11 protein-coding genes and 4 pseudogenes are annotated in these 16154 nt (G+C 65.6%); 14 read left to right on the top strand and 1 reads right to left on the bottom strand.

What is annotated here, in order from left to right:
* Positions 1 to 124: 124 nt before the first annotated feature.
* From ACFYXB_RS38650 to ACFYXB_RS38610, 9 genes and pseudogenes are all read left to right on the top strand, one after another.
* Positions 125 to 1405, top strand: a complete 1281-nt coding sequence (locus tag ACFYXB_RS38650) for a cytochrome P450 (protein ID WP_389589662.1) — start codon at positions 125 to 127, stop codon at positions 1403 to 1405.
* A 147-nt stretch (positions 1406 to 1552) separates the two neighbouring features.
* Complete coding sequence (locus ACFYXB_RS38645; RefSeq protein WP_389589661.1) at positions 1553 to 2647, top strand: alpha-hydroxy acid oxidase; 1095 nt, start codon at positions 1553 to 1555, stop codon at positions 2645 to 2647.
* 461 nt (positions 2648 to 3108) lie between these two features.
* Positions 3109 to 3297, top strand: coding sequence for a hypothetical protein (locus ACFYXB_RS38640; RefSeq protein WP_389589660.1), 189 nt, complete (start codon positions 3109 to 3111; stop codon positions 3295 to 3297).
* Between the two features lie 960 nt (positions 3298 to 4257).
* Positions 4258 to 5357 (top strand): annotated as a pseudogene (locus tag ACFYXB_RS38635) (cytochrome P450).
* Between the two features lie 26 nt (positions 5358 to 5383).
* Complete coding sequence (locus ACFYXB_RS38630) at positions 5384 to 5578, top strand: ferredoxin (protein WP_351359402.1); 195 nt, start codon at positions 5384 to 5386, stop codon at positions 5576 to 5578.
* Positions 5579 to 6139: 561 nt separating this feature from the next.
* The gene (locus ACFYXB_RS38625) at positions 6140 to 7489 is read left to right on the top strand and encodes a cytochrome P450 (protein ID WP_389589659.1); all 1350 of its coding nucleotides are present in this window, start codon (positions 6140 to 6142) and stop codon (positions 7487 to 7489) included.
* A gap of 42 nt (positions 7490 to 7531) precedes the next feature.
* Positions 7532 to 7972 (top strand): carboxymuconolactone decarboxylase family protein, encoded by a 441-nt coding sequence (locus tag ACFYXB_RS38620; RefSeq protein WP_389589658.1) that lies wholly within the window; start codon positions 7532 to 7534, stop codon positions 7970 to 7972.
* A gap of 75 nt (positions 7973 to 8047) precedes the next feature.
* Entirely contained in the window at positions 8048 to 8494 is a 447-nt protein-coding gene (locus ACFYXB_RS38615) for a hypothetical protein (protein ID WP_389589657.1), read from the top strand.
* 101 nt (positions 8495 to 8595) lie between these two features.
* Positions 8596 to 8937 (top strand): annotated as a pseudogene (locus ACFYXB_RS38610) (ISAzo13 family transposase); the annotation flags it as partial.
* 63 nt (positions 8938 to 9000) lie between these two features.
* On the opposite strand, the pseudogene ACFYXB_RS38605 reads toward ACFYXB_RS38610, so the two are convergent.
* A pseudogene (locus ACFYXB_RS38605) lies at positions 9001 to 9252 on the bottom strand (DDE-type integrase/transposase/recombinase); the annotation flags it as partial.
* Between the two features lie 363 nt (positions 9253 to 9615).
* Between ACFYXB_RS38605 and ACFYXB_RS38600 the strand changes: the two are divergent.
* The 5 genes and pseudogenes from ACFYXB_RS38600 to ACFYXB_RS38580 form a co-directional block, all read left to right on the top strand.
* Positions 9616 to 10002, top strand: a pseudogene (locus tag ACFYXB_RS38600) (transposase); the annotation flags it as partial.
* A 209-nt stretch (positions 10003 to 10211) separates the two neighbouring features.
* Entirely contained in the window at positions 10212 to 11390 is a 1179-nt protein-coding gene (locus ACFYXB_RS38595) for a cytochrome P450 (RefSeq protein ID WP_389589656.1), read from the top strand.
* 88 nt (positions 11391 to 11478) lie between these two features.
* Positions 11479 to 12723 (top strand): cytochrome P450, encoded by a 1245-nt coding sequence (locus tag ACFYXB_RS38590; RefSeq protein WP_389589655.1) that lies wholly within the window; start codon positions 11479 to 11481, stop codon positions 12721 to 12723.
* A 702-nt stretch (positions 12724 to 13425) separates the two neighbouring features.
* Positions 13426 to 14100, top strand: coding sequence for a GntR family transcriptional regulator (locus ACFYXB_RS38585; RefSeq protein WP_389589654.1), 675 nt, complete (start codon positions 13426 to 13428; stop codon positions 14098 to 14100).
* A 300-nt stretch (positions 14101 to 14400) separates the two neighbouring features.
* On the top strand, positions 14401 to 15837 hold the full coding sequence (locus ACFYXB_RS38580) for an IS1380 family transposase (RefSeq protein WP_389589679.1): 1437 nt from the start codon (positions 14401 to 14403) through the stop codon (positions 15835 to 15837).
* Positions 15838 to 16154 lie beyond the last annotated feature (317 nt).

Raw genomic sequence — 16154 nt, 5'->3', positions numbered from 1 at the left:
CCGCGAACCCGCCAACTCCCGTAGCTCAGCCATCTGTTCAGAGGAGAGATCCATACCAGACTCAATGATCACAGACGCCTCAGATTCCACAAACAGAATCACAAAACACTAGGAGGGACGCTACGTGACTCAGTCGACCAATCTGTACTCGCCGGAAGTGCAGGAATGTCCGTACAACGCCTACAAGACACTGCGCGACGAGTCCCCGGTCCACGTCATGCCGGAGACGGGTGCATATCTTCTCACCCGTTACGCCGACATCATGGCTGTCCTGCAGCGGCCAGACGTCTTCCATCACGGGCCGGCTCCTGCTTCGGTCTCGAGCGACGACGGCACCGGTGGCGATGTCGCAAGTAGCACGCACCAGAATCCGGCTGGACAACCTTTGACGGTCTACGTCGATGGTGACGAGGTGCACCAGTCGCCCCTCAACAGCGATCCCCCGGTCCATCGGTGTTACCGAAACCTGATCGACGGGCACTTCAGCATGCGAGGCGTCCAGCGTCACGTCGAGTTGGTTGAAGGGCACGCAACAGCTGCCATCGACCGCTGGATCGACCGCGGCGAGGCAGATCTGATCAAGGAATTCTCAGAGCCTTTCCCGCGGAATGTCATCACGGACATCTTTGGGTTCGACATGGCCGATACGGACAGACTGCAGGAGTGGTCAGCGGCTTGGGTCCTCCCGTTCAGCGGAGCGATCACCGAGGAGCAGCAGAACTACTGCACGCAGATGATGCAAGACTTCCGTGCCTACATCGGCAACGTCGTGCGTGAGAAGGAAGAGACACCGGACGAAACGGTCGTCAGTTCCCTGGTTCATTCCACCTTCGTCGGCCCCGACGGAATTTCCCGGCCTTTGAAGCACATGGAGATCGTTTCGATGATCGACATGATCTTCACGGGTGGCCATCACACCACGACCAATGCCTTCGGCTCGATGATGGAGATGATCCTGAAGCGCCCGGGCCTCCAGAAGGCTTTGCGTGAAAATAAGGAGATGCGCGCCGGCGTCATTGAGGAGGCTCTACGTCTCGAGTCTGTCGTCCAGGGAATGTTCCGACACACGATGGAACCCTTCGAAGTGGGAGGAGTCCTGATTCCGGCGGGTTCGACGGTGCACCTGAGATTTGCGGCTGCCAATCGAGACGAACGTGTCTTCGTTGAGCCGGACAAACTCGATCCCGAACGCTCCAATGTGCGCCGTCACTTGGCTTTTGGGATTGGTGAGCATCATTGTCCCGGATCAGCGTTGGCGAGGTTGGAGATGTCGGTGGCGCTCGACGCTATGCTCGAGCGAACGACGGACATGTGGTTGCTGCCGAGCGAACAGGCGGGTCTCCACACGCCGGGCTTGGTGCTCCGAGGGCTACGGGAGCTGAAGGTCGGGTTCACGCCTGCCTGAGCCCGATCTCAGGCCCGTCTTCGGCGCCTCGCGCGGTGCGTTGGGGCGGCCTTACCGAGAGCTCCTGAATCTCGGCATCAGTTGCCCAGCCACAAGCGTTCACGGTTGGTCTTGCGCAGTCATCCTTTGCCTACGAAGAGGTGTGACATGGTCGAAAAACTCATTACGAGCGTGGCCGAGTACGAACGCCGGGCCAGAGGGTTGCTCCCAAGCGACCTCTTCAGCAGGTGGTTCGGTTCGCTCGACGACCCCCACTGGCTGACGAACAGGAACAATGAATCGGCCTTTGACCGAGTCTTCCTCAGGCCCCGGGTGCTGGCTGCCCGCCCTGACGTCTCGCTATCCACGACGGTCCTGGGCGAGGAGATCGACCTCCCTGTTCTCCTCGCTCCGGCTGGCGCTCAGATGCGATTCCATCCGGAGGGTGAGGCTGCCACGGCGCGGGCGGGCGCGCGATCGGGGACCGTGTTCTGCCTCTCCACGGGTTCGAGTTGCAGTATTGAGGAGGTCCGAGACGCGGGTACCGGGCCGTTGTGGTTCCAGTTGTATGTCTTCAAGGATCGGGGACTGACCAAGTCGCTCATCGAGCGCGCCGAAGCGGCCGGGTACCGTGCCATCATTGTGACCGTCGACGAGCCAGCCACGCGTACGGGGGAGCGGGATGGCTCGAGCAACGCTTTCCGGGAATCCCGGCAGCCGGCGAACATGACCAGCAACCAGACGCCGTTCGGCAATCTTCGTGGTACCGGAATCAACGACGAAGAGCTCATCATCGAGGCCATGGAACCCAGGCTGGACTGGGGGGTCATTGACTGGGTGAAGTCGGTGACGAACCTTCCTGTAGTGGTAAAGGGGATCCAGACCGCAGAGGACGCGCGCCTCTGCGTCGAACACGGCGTGGAAGGTCTGGTGGTGAGCAACCACGGCGGGCACACGCTGCACGGGGCTTATCCCACGATTCTCACGCTTCCCGAGGTTGCCGACGTGGTAGGGGATGCGGCCGAGATCTACCTCGACGGGGGGATCCGACGCGGCACCGATGTGCTGAAGGCCGTAGCGGCGGGTGCGCGAGCTGTGCTTATCGGCCGTGCGATGTATTGGGGCCTTGCTGCGGGCGGGGAGGACGGCGTCCATGAGGTGCTGGGCGTCCTGCGTGAAGAGCTCCTTCTGGCGTCGATTTTCTGCAGCGTTGATGACATTCGGAAGGTCGACCCGTCCCTGGTTCGCTTCCCTGTTCAGTGAATGACTGCCGCGGTGCCCTCCGGTCCTGAAGTCCCACAACACCCTGGCTCGACGGGCTCGCAAGGCCCTCATAAGGAACACCCGTACAGCGACCCCGCACTGCGGACGCCGTGCCATCGGTTAGCCGGTCACGCAAACCATGGCGTTTGAGGCCGTGGTGAGGCGCCCCGTCAATCGAGCGCCTGCCAGGCCAATCCTTGGCATCCATTCCGCCGCAATCTGTTCCCGTTCGCGCCCACGTCGGCAGAATCCGTCGCGTGACGTACTCGTCGCGCAACTGACACCGCGAGTCGCCCCGAAGAGCGAGGGGGAAGAGTGAGGGCAGTGGCCGGTGGCGCATCGAGCCAAGGCAGGGCGTGCAGGTTAACCGGGTCTTCGAAGTTAAGCGGTGCGGAGGTGTCCTCGGGCCCGTCGTGTCGAACTCCAGCCCGTGCTCCTCGTAGGGGAGATCACGCGGCCGCGTGGTCGCCGCCCCCTTCACCCGGGACGCGAACACCCCGCACACCGGGCATGCCCTGGCCGAGGCGTCCGCCGTGGCCAGATGGACCCGGCGCGTACCGTCCTCCAGCCGCTCGACCCGGATGACGGACGCCCCGGCCAGGTTCAACAGCAACGTCGTATCGTTGACCAAGCCCGTGGCTCCCCGGTGATCTTCTGCGTAGAGAACAGAAATGATCAACCAGGACCACGGGCGTCCTGCATCCAGGGTGCAACCAGCCTGCCGATCGCAGACTGTGACAGACAGTCAGTGTAGGCGCCGACCTACACCGCTCAAGTTCGAAGACCCACCACACTCAGAACAGCTCACCCGCCTCGGCTTCCTCACTCGCACCGGCGCCGGCATCTACCACCCGTCATACCGTCATAGAAGCCCTGGACTACCCACGCAATTCCTTAACTACCCGGCAATGGTTATTGATGTACGCGGCGGCGGCCTTGACGCCTTGTTGGAAGGCGGGAACGGATCTGGCCCCGGTCACTGGCGACACCACGCCGAACTTGATCGGGGTGCCCGACGCGGCGCCGGCGGGAGTCAGAGCAAGCTTTGATATGCGATCACTTGTATCTGATCCTATCGTGTAATACGGTGCTGGGATCAGCCCAGATCAGGAGCCGCGATGGTCACCATGATCGATCCCCATTCCCCCCGCTGGTGTCGACGCAGTGTGCCCAGCTGACTTCACGATGCTGGCCCAGGACCACAGCAGCAGCGGAATGCTTGCCGGCCGCGACGGCCAGCGATTCACCGACGAATCCCGCGGTGATTACGTGAATGCGATCGCACTGGCGGAAACCGGCGGCCGTTCCACCTTGCTCTGGACACAGGCAACGCATACCAGATCACGAAGACTGCGCACGTGCCGGGACTGCCCTCCGTGGACAGATTCGACTTCGCCCGGGGCGGCGCCCGCGCGGCCGTCGCCTCCGACGTCAGCGATGCATCAGCCATAGCCGCGTCATGGGGTTTCGCGCCTGTGCACCTAAGCCTTGGCCATGCCCATCATCCAGCGCCTGACCCGCAACGCCACACATCCCAGCACCAAGCGCCAGATAAGGCGGCGAAAGAGCCGCTCCGCCTCGCGGCATCTTGATCAAGGGAGAAGGGAATCATGCCTCACCCCGTGGTAGCGGCCACCGAACCGGTTCCGGCCGGCCTTCCGGAGTATCCGATCCCCCACTTGAGCAGCCGCCCGTTCGACCCGGCGCCGGCCTTGCGGGAGGAAGGCCCGATCACGAAGGTCCGGCTGCGGGACGGCAGCACGCCGTGGCTGGTCACCAGCTGCGCCGACCAGCGGGCCCTGCTCGGCGGCCCACACCTCAGTGCCGACAGCACCCACCCGCACTATCCCCATCAGTCGGTGGGGCGAATGGAAAATCGCAAGCAGAAACAGACCTCCGTCACCATGGACGACCCAGAGCACGCCCGGCTGCGCCGGATGGTGACCGCTCCCTTCGTCATCAAGCGGGTGGAGGCGCTGCGGCCGGTCACCCAGAAGATCGTCGACGGCCTGATCGACGACATGCTCGCCGGCCCCAAGCCGGTGGATCTGGTCCAGGCGTTCGCCCTGCCAGCGCCGTCGCTGGTGCTGTGCGAGCTGCTGGGCGTGCCGTATGCCGGCCACGGCTTCTTCCAGGACAACACCAAGATCCTGGTCAACCGCAACTCGACCTCGGAGCAGGCGCTGACGGCCCAGCAGCTGCTCGACTACCTGGAGCGCCGGGAACGAGACCACCGCGAACATGATCGCGCTGGGCACCCTGGCGCTGCTGCAGCACCCCGGCCAGCTGGCCGAGCTGCGCGACACCATCGACCCCAAGCTGATCGCCGGCGCGGTCGAGGAACTGCTGCGCTACCTGTCCATCAACCAGCCCGGGCGGCGCCGGGTGGCGCTAGCCGCCATCGAGGTCGGCGGCCAGACCATCCGCGCCGGCGATGTCGTGATCCTGCGGCGACATTGGCAACCGGGACCCCGGCGCCTTCCCCGACCCGGACCGGCTGGACATCCGCCGTAACGCTCGCCATCACGTGGCGTTCGGTTTCGGCGTGCACCAGTGCCTGGGCCCGCTGGCCCGGGTGGAGCTGCAGGTCGTCTACGGCACCCTCTACCGCCGCATCCCCACCCTGCGCCTGGCCGCCGACCTCGGCCAGATCCCGTTCAAGCACGACGCGCTTGCCTATGGCGTCTACGAACTGCCCGTCACCTGGTAACCACAGCCGATCCCTTGAGGAATCTCATGAAAATCACCGTCGACCTGAACAAGTGCGTCTCCGCCGGCCAGTGCGTGATGGCCGCCCCCGACGTGTTCGACCAGCGGGAAGAGGACGGCATGGTCGTCCTGCTTCAGCCCAGCCCGCCCACCGGGCTGGCCGAGGACGTCAAGCGGGCCGTCGAGCTCTGTCCCGCACTGGCCATCACGGTCCAGGACTGAGGCCATGCCCCACCGGGTAGTGATCGCCGGAGCCTCGGCCTCGGTCCGGGCCTGACCACGGCCGAGACCCTCCGCCGCAGCGGCTACCACGGCGAACTCACGCTGATCGGCGACGAGCCGCACCCGCCGTATGACCAGCCACCGCTGTCCAAGCAGATCCTGGCCGGCACCTGGGAACCCGGACGGGCCTTCCTGTGCCTGGACGAGGAGCTGGCCAGGCTCTGCGCCGGCCTGCGGCTGGGCCGGTCCGCCACCGTCCTGGACCTGGGAGGACAGCGCCTGCTTCCCGCCGACCGCCAGCGCCCGCCGCCACCGGTTCGCCGACATCCACGACACCCGGAACCGCCTGGCCACCTCCCGGTCGCTCGCGCTGGCCTCGATCAGCTCCGCCGCTGCGAAACGATTGCTCATCGCGGGTCCGTTTTGCGGCGGTCAGCCCGCCGGCATCGGGGTACCTCATGATTCCGGCATAGCGCACGACGCGCCACCGTCACCAGGGCTCGTACCCCTCGCGATTGAAGATCTTTAGACGAACAGAGAGTCTCTCCGACCGGTTGGAGAGTGTTCGATCCCGCGAGCTGGAACACGCCTGCGGGCGCCGAGGAGCGACTGTTGATAAGAGATCAATCATATGATATAACGAATGGTGTGATCCGGATGGGCGGGAACTGCGCGGCCGCCGGGTCGGCCCCGAGTGCGCCTGGAGGTGTCATGACCGAAGACCTGCCGTTTTATCCGATGCCGTCGGAGTCGCGGTTGCATCCCGCGGCCCGCCTGGCTGAGCTCCAGGCGAAGTGCCCGGTGACGCGAGTGCGCATCTGGAATGACATGCAGCCGTGGCTGTTCACCCGCCACGACGACGTCTGCGCGATCCTCAGCGATCCCCAGGTGAGCGCCGACTCCAGTGCCCCGGGCTATCCGTCCACCAGCCTGGCGACCGTGCAGACCCGCACCGAGTTTCCGACATTTCTCCAGATGGACGCTCCCGAACATATCTTCTACCGCCGCATGGTCGCCGGGGGGTTCACGACGCCCCGCGCTGAGGGCTACCGCGCTGAGATAACCGAGCTCGTCGACGAGGCCCTCGACGAGCTGCTCGCGATGCAGCCACCGCTGAACTTCGTCGAGGCGTTCGCTTTGGTGGTGCCGTCCCGGATGATCGGCAAGCTGCTGGGTGTCCCGTACGCCGACCACGAGTTCTTCCAGAGCCGCAGCCACACCCTCACCTCGGGGCTTTCCACGCAGCAGGAGTTGGCGACCGCCACCGCGGAGATGCGCGAGTATCTCGAGGACCTGATCACCGCTAAGGAGCGCGATCCGGGCGACGATCTGCTCAGCCAGCTGATCGTCCGCCATGCCCGCAAGGGAGAGATCAGCCACGAGCAGGTCGTCGCGACCGCTCGAATGCTGCTGACCGGAGGCCACGACACCACGGCCAGCATGACGGCGCTGGGCACCTTGATACTGCTGCTGCATCCCGACCAGATGGCCCAGCTGCGCGCTGACCGCTCGCTGCTCCCCAACGCCGTCGAAGAGATGCTGCGCTTCTTCACCATCACGCACATCGGCCGACGGCGCGTGGCGGTGGCCGACATCGAGCGGGCTGGGGTAACGGTGCGCGCAGGGGACGGCATCATCGCCGACCACAAGATGGCCAATCGGGACCCGAGCAAGTTCGCCGAGCCGAACACCTTCGACATCTCGCGCGACACCGTGGGTCACGTGGCCTTCGGCGCGGGACCGCATCAGTGCCTCGGGCAGCAGCTGGCCCGCGTCGAACTGCAGGTGATCTTCGATCGTCTCCTTACGCGCATCCCCAACCTGCACCTCGTCGGCGGCATTGAGGACGTCAGGTGGAGGGACGAGGGCGTCGTGACGCTCGGGCTGGACGAGATGGTCGTGAGCTGGTGAGTACTGGTCAAGGAGGCGGCTTGATGTTAATGGGTGATATGGGTGTCTGACGACGGTGCGGAGCCCACGGCGGCGCCAGTGTCGGTGTCGCAGCGCCGGGCTGTGGCCGCACAGCGGCGCAGGGAGATCCTGGGGGACGAGTACGTCAACGCCACGTCAGGTGATGACAGCCCCGGTGCCCGCGCGATGCGCGACTACGTCCTGGACTCGGCGTGGTCAGTGTGGACCCGGCCGGGGCTGGCGCTGCGCGATCGTAGCCTGCTCGTGCTGGCCATGACGGCCGCGACGGGCCGGATGGACGAGTTCGCGATCCATTGCCGCAGCGCGCCCCGCGCCGGCGTGACGCCGGACGAGATCGACGAGTTGGTGCTGCAGGTCGCGGCATACTGCGGAGTGCCGGCGGGGGTCGCGGCCCGGCGAGTGGTGGCAGCGACGCGGGGCGCGGCCACACCCGTCCAATACGGGGAAGTGCACACGAAGTGACATCTCCCCGGCCAACCGGCGACACCGCGCTCGCGCCGCTCGTTCTGCAAGGCGAGGTCGTCACGGACTGCCTCGTTGAGCACGCCGGGCGGGCGGCTCGGCGTTCAGCGCCCCCGACCCGCGCAACTATTCCGGATCGTGGTGCCGTCTCCGGCGGCGATGGCCGACCTGCACCATCTGCGCTTTGACGAAGTCTGCGACTATGTCGCCGAACTCGGCGAGTGGCTGGATATGGGCCGCAACGAGCACCTGCAGCGAGCATGCGAGCTGACCTATGGCTCGTCCATGCTCAGCAAGCCGCTGGTTGACCGCTCGTTCGCTGGCATCGCGGCGCAGTTCACCCGCGAGAACGCCCGCCACATCACCGAGCGATGTATCGGCGGGGCCTACCTCGACGGATGGGTCAGTGCGCCGCCGTTTGGCCGCATGGTCGCGTCGATGCGGGCCTTCGGTGCGCGCACGGTGCACGTCATCCCGGGTAACGGCGGGGGTGGTGCCGCCGGCACGTCCTGCGCGCCATGATCACTCGGTCGGACACCATCGTGAAGCTGCCGTCTAAGGGGTTGTAAAAGAACAAGCGGTGGTTCCCGCGGGGATGCCTGCTGGTGTGATCTGGACGCGGCATGGATGCGGCTGGGGAGACCGAGGCGGCGTTGGCGGCGAAGTTCCAGGTGTTGTTTCCGCATCTGGATGAGCGGCAGCGGCGGCTGTTGATGGGAGCCGAGGCCCGGGTGCTGGGCCATGGCGGGATCAGACTGGTGGCCGGGGCTGCCGGCGTGCGGGAAGACACCGTCTCCCGCGGCGTTGCCGAACTGGACTCTGGGCAGGCGCCGTTGGAGCGGGTACGCAAGGCGGGCGGGGGCCGCAAACGACTCGCTGATCTCGATCCTGGGCTGGTTCCGGCGCTGTTGGCGCTGGTGGAGCCGGACGTGCGCGGGGACCCTATGTCGCCGCTCCCATGGACGCCTCAACACCCGCTCGCAACAGGCGAGTTGTGAGTTTGATCGATGTGTATTGCAGCCGTGGTCGGCGTGATGCACGAGCGTGCCGGACTCGACCTCGCGGGACGCGAGGGCGTACTCGAGCGTGGTGAGGACCAGGTCGGCGTCCGCGCGGGCGGAGGTCTCCCAGGCCACCACCCGACGGGATAACGCATCCCGGATCGCGGACAGCCACAAGGGTCCCTCGCCGGTCGAGATCATCGTGAGGTCGGTGACCCACAGCCGGTTCGGCGTAGGCGCGGTGAAGGAGTAGCCAGCAAGACACCCGACGGTGTGCACCAGCAGCTCTGGGGCCACCTACTCGTGCACTACGCACTGCGCGTCCACATGTTCGAGGCTGCCAGGGCCAACAGGGAAGACCTCGACCCCGACCGCCTGTCGTTCATGACCTGCCTGCGCGTCGCCCGCCGCATCACGATTATGCCGCCGGTGGCCTTTCCCCCTCGGCCTGACCACGCCCTGGCCCTCGCTCTGGACGAACTCCTAGCCAACCTCACCCCGCCGAGACGCCCCCGGTCCAACCCGCGAACGTCAAACGCATCATCTCGCGCTACCGAATCAAGAAACCTGAGGAGCACGGCACTCGAGCCCTGTCCCGAACCCTCCAACTCATCCCACCAACCCCTTAAACTAACGGTATTGGATCTTGAACATACTTTCCGGCGGTTCAAGCAGACGCTGGGGTGGACCGCACCCAAGCTCCGCAGTCCCCAGGCCGCCGACCGCTGGACCTGGCTCGTCCTTGCCGCCCACACCCAACTCCGCGTCGCCCGGCCCTTGGCGGAAGACCTCCGTAAGCCCTGGGAGCCCCCCGCGAAGCCAGGCCGTCTCGCCCCTGCCCGCGTCCGCCGGGGATTTCTCCGCCTGCACGGGAAGACGCCCCAGCCGGCCGGCGCACCGAAAACCGGCACGGCGGGTCCAGGCCGACCGGTCGGCTCGAAGAACAAGCGCCGTGCGCACCAGCATCTCGTAGGAAAACAATCCAAAGCGGACACGCGGCAGAACGGCGGAACGAAGCAAGCAACTTAAACGCCAAGCGTACGTCCAGCAGTCCGGACGTCTTCCCAGTTCAGAGGGGGTGTGAACGATGTAACCGGACGCCAAGCTCAGGATAGCCAGCCGAGCGGGCAGGGCTACAGCGTCCGGCAAATCCCCTAGTAACGATAGTTGATCAGTGATATGCTTACGCGCCGGACTGATCTCTTCTGATGCCACGAGGGAAGGGAGTGAGGAGCGATATGGTCGCTGAGCCCGACTTCTATCAGTTGCAGTCCCAGTCGCATCTTGATCCCTCGCGGCGCCTCGCGGAGATCCAGGAGAGCCGCCCGGCCAGTCGTGTGAAGATCTGGAATGGCACGCAGCCGTGGCTGATCACGCGTTATGACGACGTACGGTCGGTGCTCGCCGACCCGCGGGTCAGCGACGACTCCACCGATCCTGCCTATCCGCACACGAGCGTGGCGATCCAGGAGGTTCGCAGCACCTTCGCGACGTTCCTCAACCTGGACGCGCCGGAGCGCAGTTTCTACCGGCGCGTGGTGGCCGGGGAGTTCACGGCGGCGAGGTCGCAGAAGTGCCGGGAGGAGCTTGTTCAGATGGTCAACAAGACCATCGATGACCTGCTCAAGCTGGAGCCGCCGGTCAACTTCGTTGAGGAATTCGTGCTGGTCATGGCCTGGAAGATGACCGCACGCATGCTCGGGGCGCGTGAATGTGACCACGAGTTCTACAAGACGCGGGCGCACACCCTGGCCTCGGGCGCGTCCACGCATCAGGAGGTCGTGGCGGCCAGCGGCGAGATTCTGGTCTTCATGGACAATCTCGTCACGGACAAGAAGCGCCAGCCTGGCGACGACCTGCTGAGCAGGCTCATCGTCAACCACGTGTTCAAGGGGGACATCAGCCACGAGCAACTCGTGGCGACCGCACGGCTCCTGCTCACCGGCGGGCACACCACCACCGCCAGCATGACCGCGCTTGGCGCGCTGCTGCTCCTGCTCGGCCCGGACCAATTCGGGCAGCTCCGCGCCGACCGGTCGCTCATCGGCAATGCCTTTGAGGAGATGCTGCGGTTCTGCACTATCGCGCACATCGGCCGTCGCCGTGTGGTGCGCGAAGTCCTGACACTCGCCGGTGTGACCATTCACGAGGGCGAGGCCATCATTGCCGATCACCTGATCGCCAACCGTGATCCTCGCGCTTTCCTCAACCCGGACGAGTTCGACATCCACCGCGACACGACCGGTCACCTCGCCTTCGGCGCGGGCCCGCACCAGTGCCTGAGTCCGGCTGCAGGTGGTGTTCTACCGCCTGCTCGAGCGGGTCCCCACTCTGCGGCCGGCCGGCAGCCCGGACGGCGTCGCCTCGAACGACGGGGGGCTCATCCTCGGATTCGACGAATCGATGTTCACCTGTGAATGGCGACGTGCGGTGCGTGTGACGGCCGGATCAAGCTGCGAGGCACCAGATTATCCAAAGAGTGCACCAGTGATAGGAGAGTGCGTAGTGCTGGACGTAGACCTGTTCGAACCGGAAACCCAGGAGTGCCCCTACCCGTCGTACGCGGCGTTGCGGGACGAGGCGCCTGTCTTCTACATGCCCAGCGCGGGCATGTACATCGTCAGCCGGTATGAGGACATCCTCGAGATCAGCCGCAATCCCAAGGTGTTCGCGCAGGGCCCGGCCCCCAAGCAGGCCTACATCCAGGATCCGGACGCGCTCAAGATCTGGCTCGACCAAGGAATTCCCCGTCCCGGGCGGATTCCGCTCAGCACCGATCCGCCGATTCACCGGCGGTACCGGGCGATGGTCGACGGCTTCTTCACCGCACGCGCCGTGGAGAAGAAGCGCGATCTCATCGAAAAGGTCGCCAACGAACTCATCGATAGCTGGATCGATTCCACGGAGATCGAGTTCGTCAGCCAGTTCGCCCAGCCACTGCCGGTCGCCGTGATCACCTTGCTGATGGGCTTCCCGGCCGACTCGGTGCCGGACCTGTGCCGGTGGTCCGAGGCGTGGGTCATGCAGTTCGACGGCAAGCTGACCGCGGAGCAAGAGCGCTATGTCGCGGAGCAGAACGTCGAGTTCCAGCGCTTCATCATGTCGGTGGTCGAGGAGAAGCGGCGGCGCCCCGACGAGACCCTGCTCAGCCACCTCGGCAACGCCAAGTTCAAGGATCTCGAGGGTACGCCCCGCCGCCTCACGGACTCTGAGATCGTCTACATGGTCGATCAACTGCACGCCGGCGGGAACGAGACCACCGCCTTCGCGATCACTTCCGCGCTGTGGCTGATGCTCAGCAACCCGCAGGTGCACCAGCAGATCCGCGCCGACCACTCGCTGATCGAGAAGTTCATCGAGGAGTCCCTTCGGCTGGAGTCCCCGACCCAGGGCATGGCCCGGCACACCACCGAGGACGTCGAGGTGAATGGGGTGCTCATTCCCAAGGGCTCGACTGTGCATCTGCGTTTCGCCGCCGGTAACCGTGATCCCCGATTCTTCTCCAGCGCCGACCATTTGGACCTTTCGCAGCCCAACTCCCACCGGAACCTGGCGTTCGGGCAGGGCGAACACCACTGCGTGGGCGCCAACCTGTCCCGGTTCGAGCAGCGCATCGCCTTCAAGCTGCTGCTCGACCGCATCGAGGACTGGTGGCTGCTCCCGGAGAAGAACGACTACCGTCACCGTCCCGGACTCATACTCCGGGCGATGAACCAGCTCCACGTCGGAATTCGCGCGAAGGAGAGGTGATCATGGAGACCGGAGGTGACGCTGTCGACCTCTTCTCGGCCGAGACACTGCAGTGTCCCTACGTGGCCTACAATTAGCTGCGCGACACCAATCCGGTGTACCGCATTCCCGGCACCGACACCTGGGTGCGACCCGGTACGAGGACATCGTGGACGCGCTAGCCAAGCCCGCAATCTTCCATCACGGGCCGGCCCAGAATCCGGACGCCAGTGGTTCGAGCCGGAACGACGAGGGCCACCCGCTGACCGTCTATGAGGAGGACGGCGGGGGATCCAGGCGCACCGTCCACGCAAGACACTCGGTTGGCGCACACCAGCCGAGGTCTTCCGGGCCGCTTTGGCATCATGAATCAGTCACCGTTGCGACGACCGCTCGAATCCGCCTGGGAACCCGCCGAACCACAGGGGGTCAATCTTCGCGGAGTATTGACAGTAGCGGTCGTCGCCCGCCAACACGCTGCGGGACCTATGATTTTGTCCGCGTCCGCGGAATGACCGACTCGGTCGTCGTTCTTGAGCGGGCCACAGAGCCTCTCCGGATAGCCGATGATCATGATCTATAATCCATGATAGGATAGCCTTTGATTGTAGTCTTTACGGAAAGTTGGTCATAATGCCAGGACCAGGTCAATCTGACCAGGCATCGTCGACGTCGGCGACGGGCCTTCGCCGACTTGGTCGCGGTCGCGGGCGCGTGCGATCGGTGAGTGATCAGGTCATCGAGATCGTCCGCGACATGATCTGGACGGGGGAACTGCCAGCGGGGCAGCAGATCACCCACGAGCAGATCGCCGAGGCCCTTGACGTCAGCACGATGCCGGTGCGCGAGGCCCTGCTCCGGCTGACCCATGAGGGTCTGATTGAGAGCGGAGCTAAGGCGCGATCCTTCCAGGTAAGCGTCACCACCGCCGACGACGTGCGCGATATCTACTGGCTCCATTCCCAGCTCGCGGGCGAGCTCGCTGCCCGCGCGGCGCTGCGCCTCGACGACGAGCAGATCTCGGCACTCGAGCAGGCCCATGAGAAGTGGCTCGCGGCCGCCGAGGCCTCCGACATCGACGCACTGGAGTGGGCGAACGATAGCTTCCACCGCGTCATCAACCTCGGCGCCAATTCGCCCAAGCTCGTCGGGATCCTGCTGAACACACTGCGCTTGATCCCTCACCAGTACTACAAAATCGCTCCGCAACAGATCGCCCACTCGACCAAGGCGCACGTCAAGATCTTGAAGGCGATGGTTGCCCATGACGCCGAAGCTGCCCGGAAGGCCGCGCAGCAGCACGTCCTCGACTCTGCCGATGTGTTGATCAAGAACTTCGATGATAACGGTTACTGGGTGCGCCCCGTTGAGGGTGCGCCGTCCGCCGGGCGTCACTGATCCGCGCCGCCATCCGCGCGGGCGGCGCTTCCGGGCGCTGTGCCCCCGCGACCGTGCGCGCCAGGGTCACCTTGGCCTTCCGGCGGCTGGTGCGGGGGGCTGGCGAACTAAGAGCCGACGTGATCCAGGCCGAGAACCTCCCACGCGGGCTGTGGACTGGGTGCCCTACTGGCCTGAGACGTCATCCGCTTTCCGAACGTGATCGTTTAGCCTCGCCGTTTCGGTTGGGTACGGCGGCTGTCGAGGCGGAAACGCGAAAGTGCCTTCCTGACCTGGGACGATGAACCTTGCTGAGGGGTTCTGTCGGTCCAGGCGGAGGGCACTTTCTACGTGCAGGTTATCGGGTTGCGTCCCAAGGTCCAGGTCAGTGCCGATGGTTCGGGGGTGGTCGGTCATGCCAGGGCACGGTTGCTGGCGGATCTTGCTGATGCCACCGGGCTGAGCGCCGCCTACTCCGCCGCGCCGAGGCCGCTTCGGCCGCGCGGGACCGGTCATGATCCGGGACGGATCGCCACCGACTTGGCGGTGATGCTCGCCGATGGCGGCGAGGCCATCGCGGACCTGGCCGTACTGCGGGACCAGGCAGGGGTGTTCGGCCCCGTCGCCTCGACACCAACAGCCTGGCGACTCCTCGCCGACGTTGACGAGAAGGCACTGGCTTCTCTGCGCTCGGCCCGTGCACAGTCCCGCGAAGTCGACTGGCTGCAGGCCGCCGACCACGGTGAGGGCATACTCGCAGCCCGGTCCGCAGGACGCATGCTGCCCGGGCTGGTCCTGGACCTCGACGCCACCCTGGTCACCTGCCACTCCGAGAAACAGCAGGCCGCACCCACCTACAAGGGCGGCTTCGGCTGCCACCCGCTGCTGTGCTTCCTCGCCAACACCGGCGAGGCACTGTCCGGTCGGCCACGGCCCAAGAACGCCGGCGCCAACACCGCCGCCGATCACATCACGGTGCTCGATCAGGCACTCGCACAGATCCCCGACGCCCACAGGCACGGCACCGACCTCCTCATCCGCACCGACAGCGCCGGATCCGCGAAAGCGTTCCCCGCCCACATCCGCGCCCTGCAAAAACGAGGAATCCGCACCTTCTTCTCGGTCGGATACGCCATCACCGAACCGGTCCGACGCGCTGTCCGGGCCATGCCCGACCGCCTCTGGCATCCCGCCCTGGACCAGGACGGGACACTGCGTGACGGCGCCGAAGTCGCCGAACTGACCGGCTTGGTCGACCTGGACGGCCACCCCGCCGGCACCCGCATCATCGTGCGCCGCGAACGCCCGCACCCCGGAGCCCAGCTGTCCCTGTTCGATCAGGACGAGGGACTGCGGCACCAGGTGTTCCTCACCGACACCCCGTACTCCGGCGGCGGCTCCGCGCAGTTTTTGGAGGCCCGTCACCGCAGGCATGCATGCGTCGAAGACCACATCCGGTGCGGCAAGAGCACCGGCTCCGGCCGCTTCCCCTCGCGCGACTTCAACGTCAACGCCGTCTGGCTCGAACTCAGCCTCGCGGCGATCGATCTGCTGACCTTGATGTGCGTCCTGCTGCTGGACGGCGAACTCGCGGTTGCCGAGCCGAAGAAGCTCCGCTACCGGCTGCTGCACGTCGCCGCCCGCCTCACCCGCGGCGGCCGCCGCCTGCGTTTGCGGATATCGGCGACCTGGCCCTGGAGAAACGAACCCCCCACAGCCTTCCACCGCCTCGCCGCACTGCCCCGTCCCGCCAGCTGACCGGCAAACCCTGCCCACCACGACCCGAAGGACCCCGGAGAACCCGACCACTGCGCCGGGACTCCACCATGCCCGAATACCGAAATCGCCTCGGCCACCCGACAGTTGACCCTCAGCGACGCCTCACCGTCCCAACCGAAACAGCGAGGCTAAGCTGTACGCCGACAGCGGGAGCCGGTCCTCCCGCCGTCCCTTGCCCCGGATGATGATCTCGCCAGACCGCCAGACCGCCAGACCGCCAGACCGCCAGACCGCCAGACCGCCAGACCGCCAGACCGCCAGACCGCCAGACCGCCAGACCGCCAGACCGCCAGACC

This window comes from Streptomyces sp. NPDC002619 (assembly GCF_042889305.1).
Classification (GTDB): domain Bacteria; phylum Actinomycetota; class Actinomycetes; order Streptomycetales; family Streptomycetaceae; genus Streptomyces.
The sequence above is the reverse complement of the archived record's forward strand: the minus strand, read 5'-3'. Positions and strand labels throughout refer to the sequence as shown.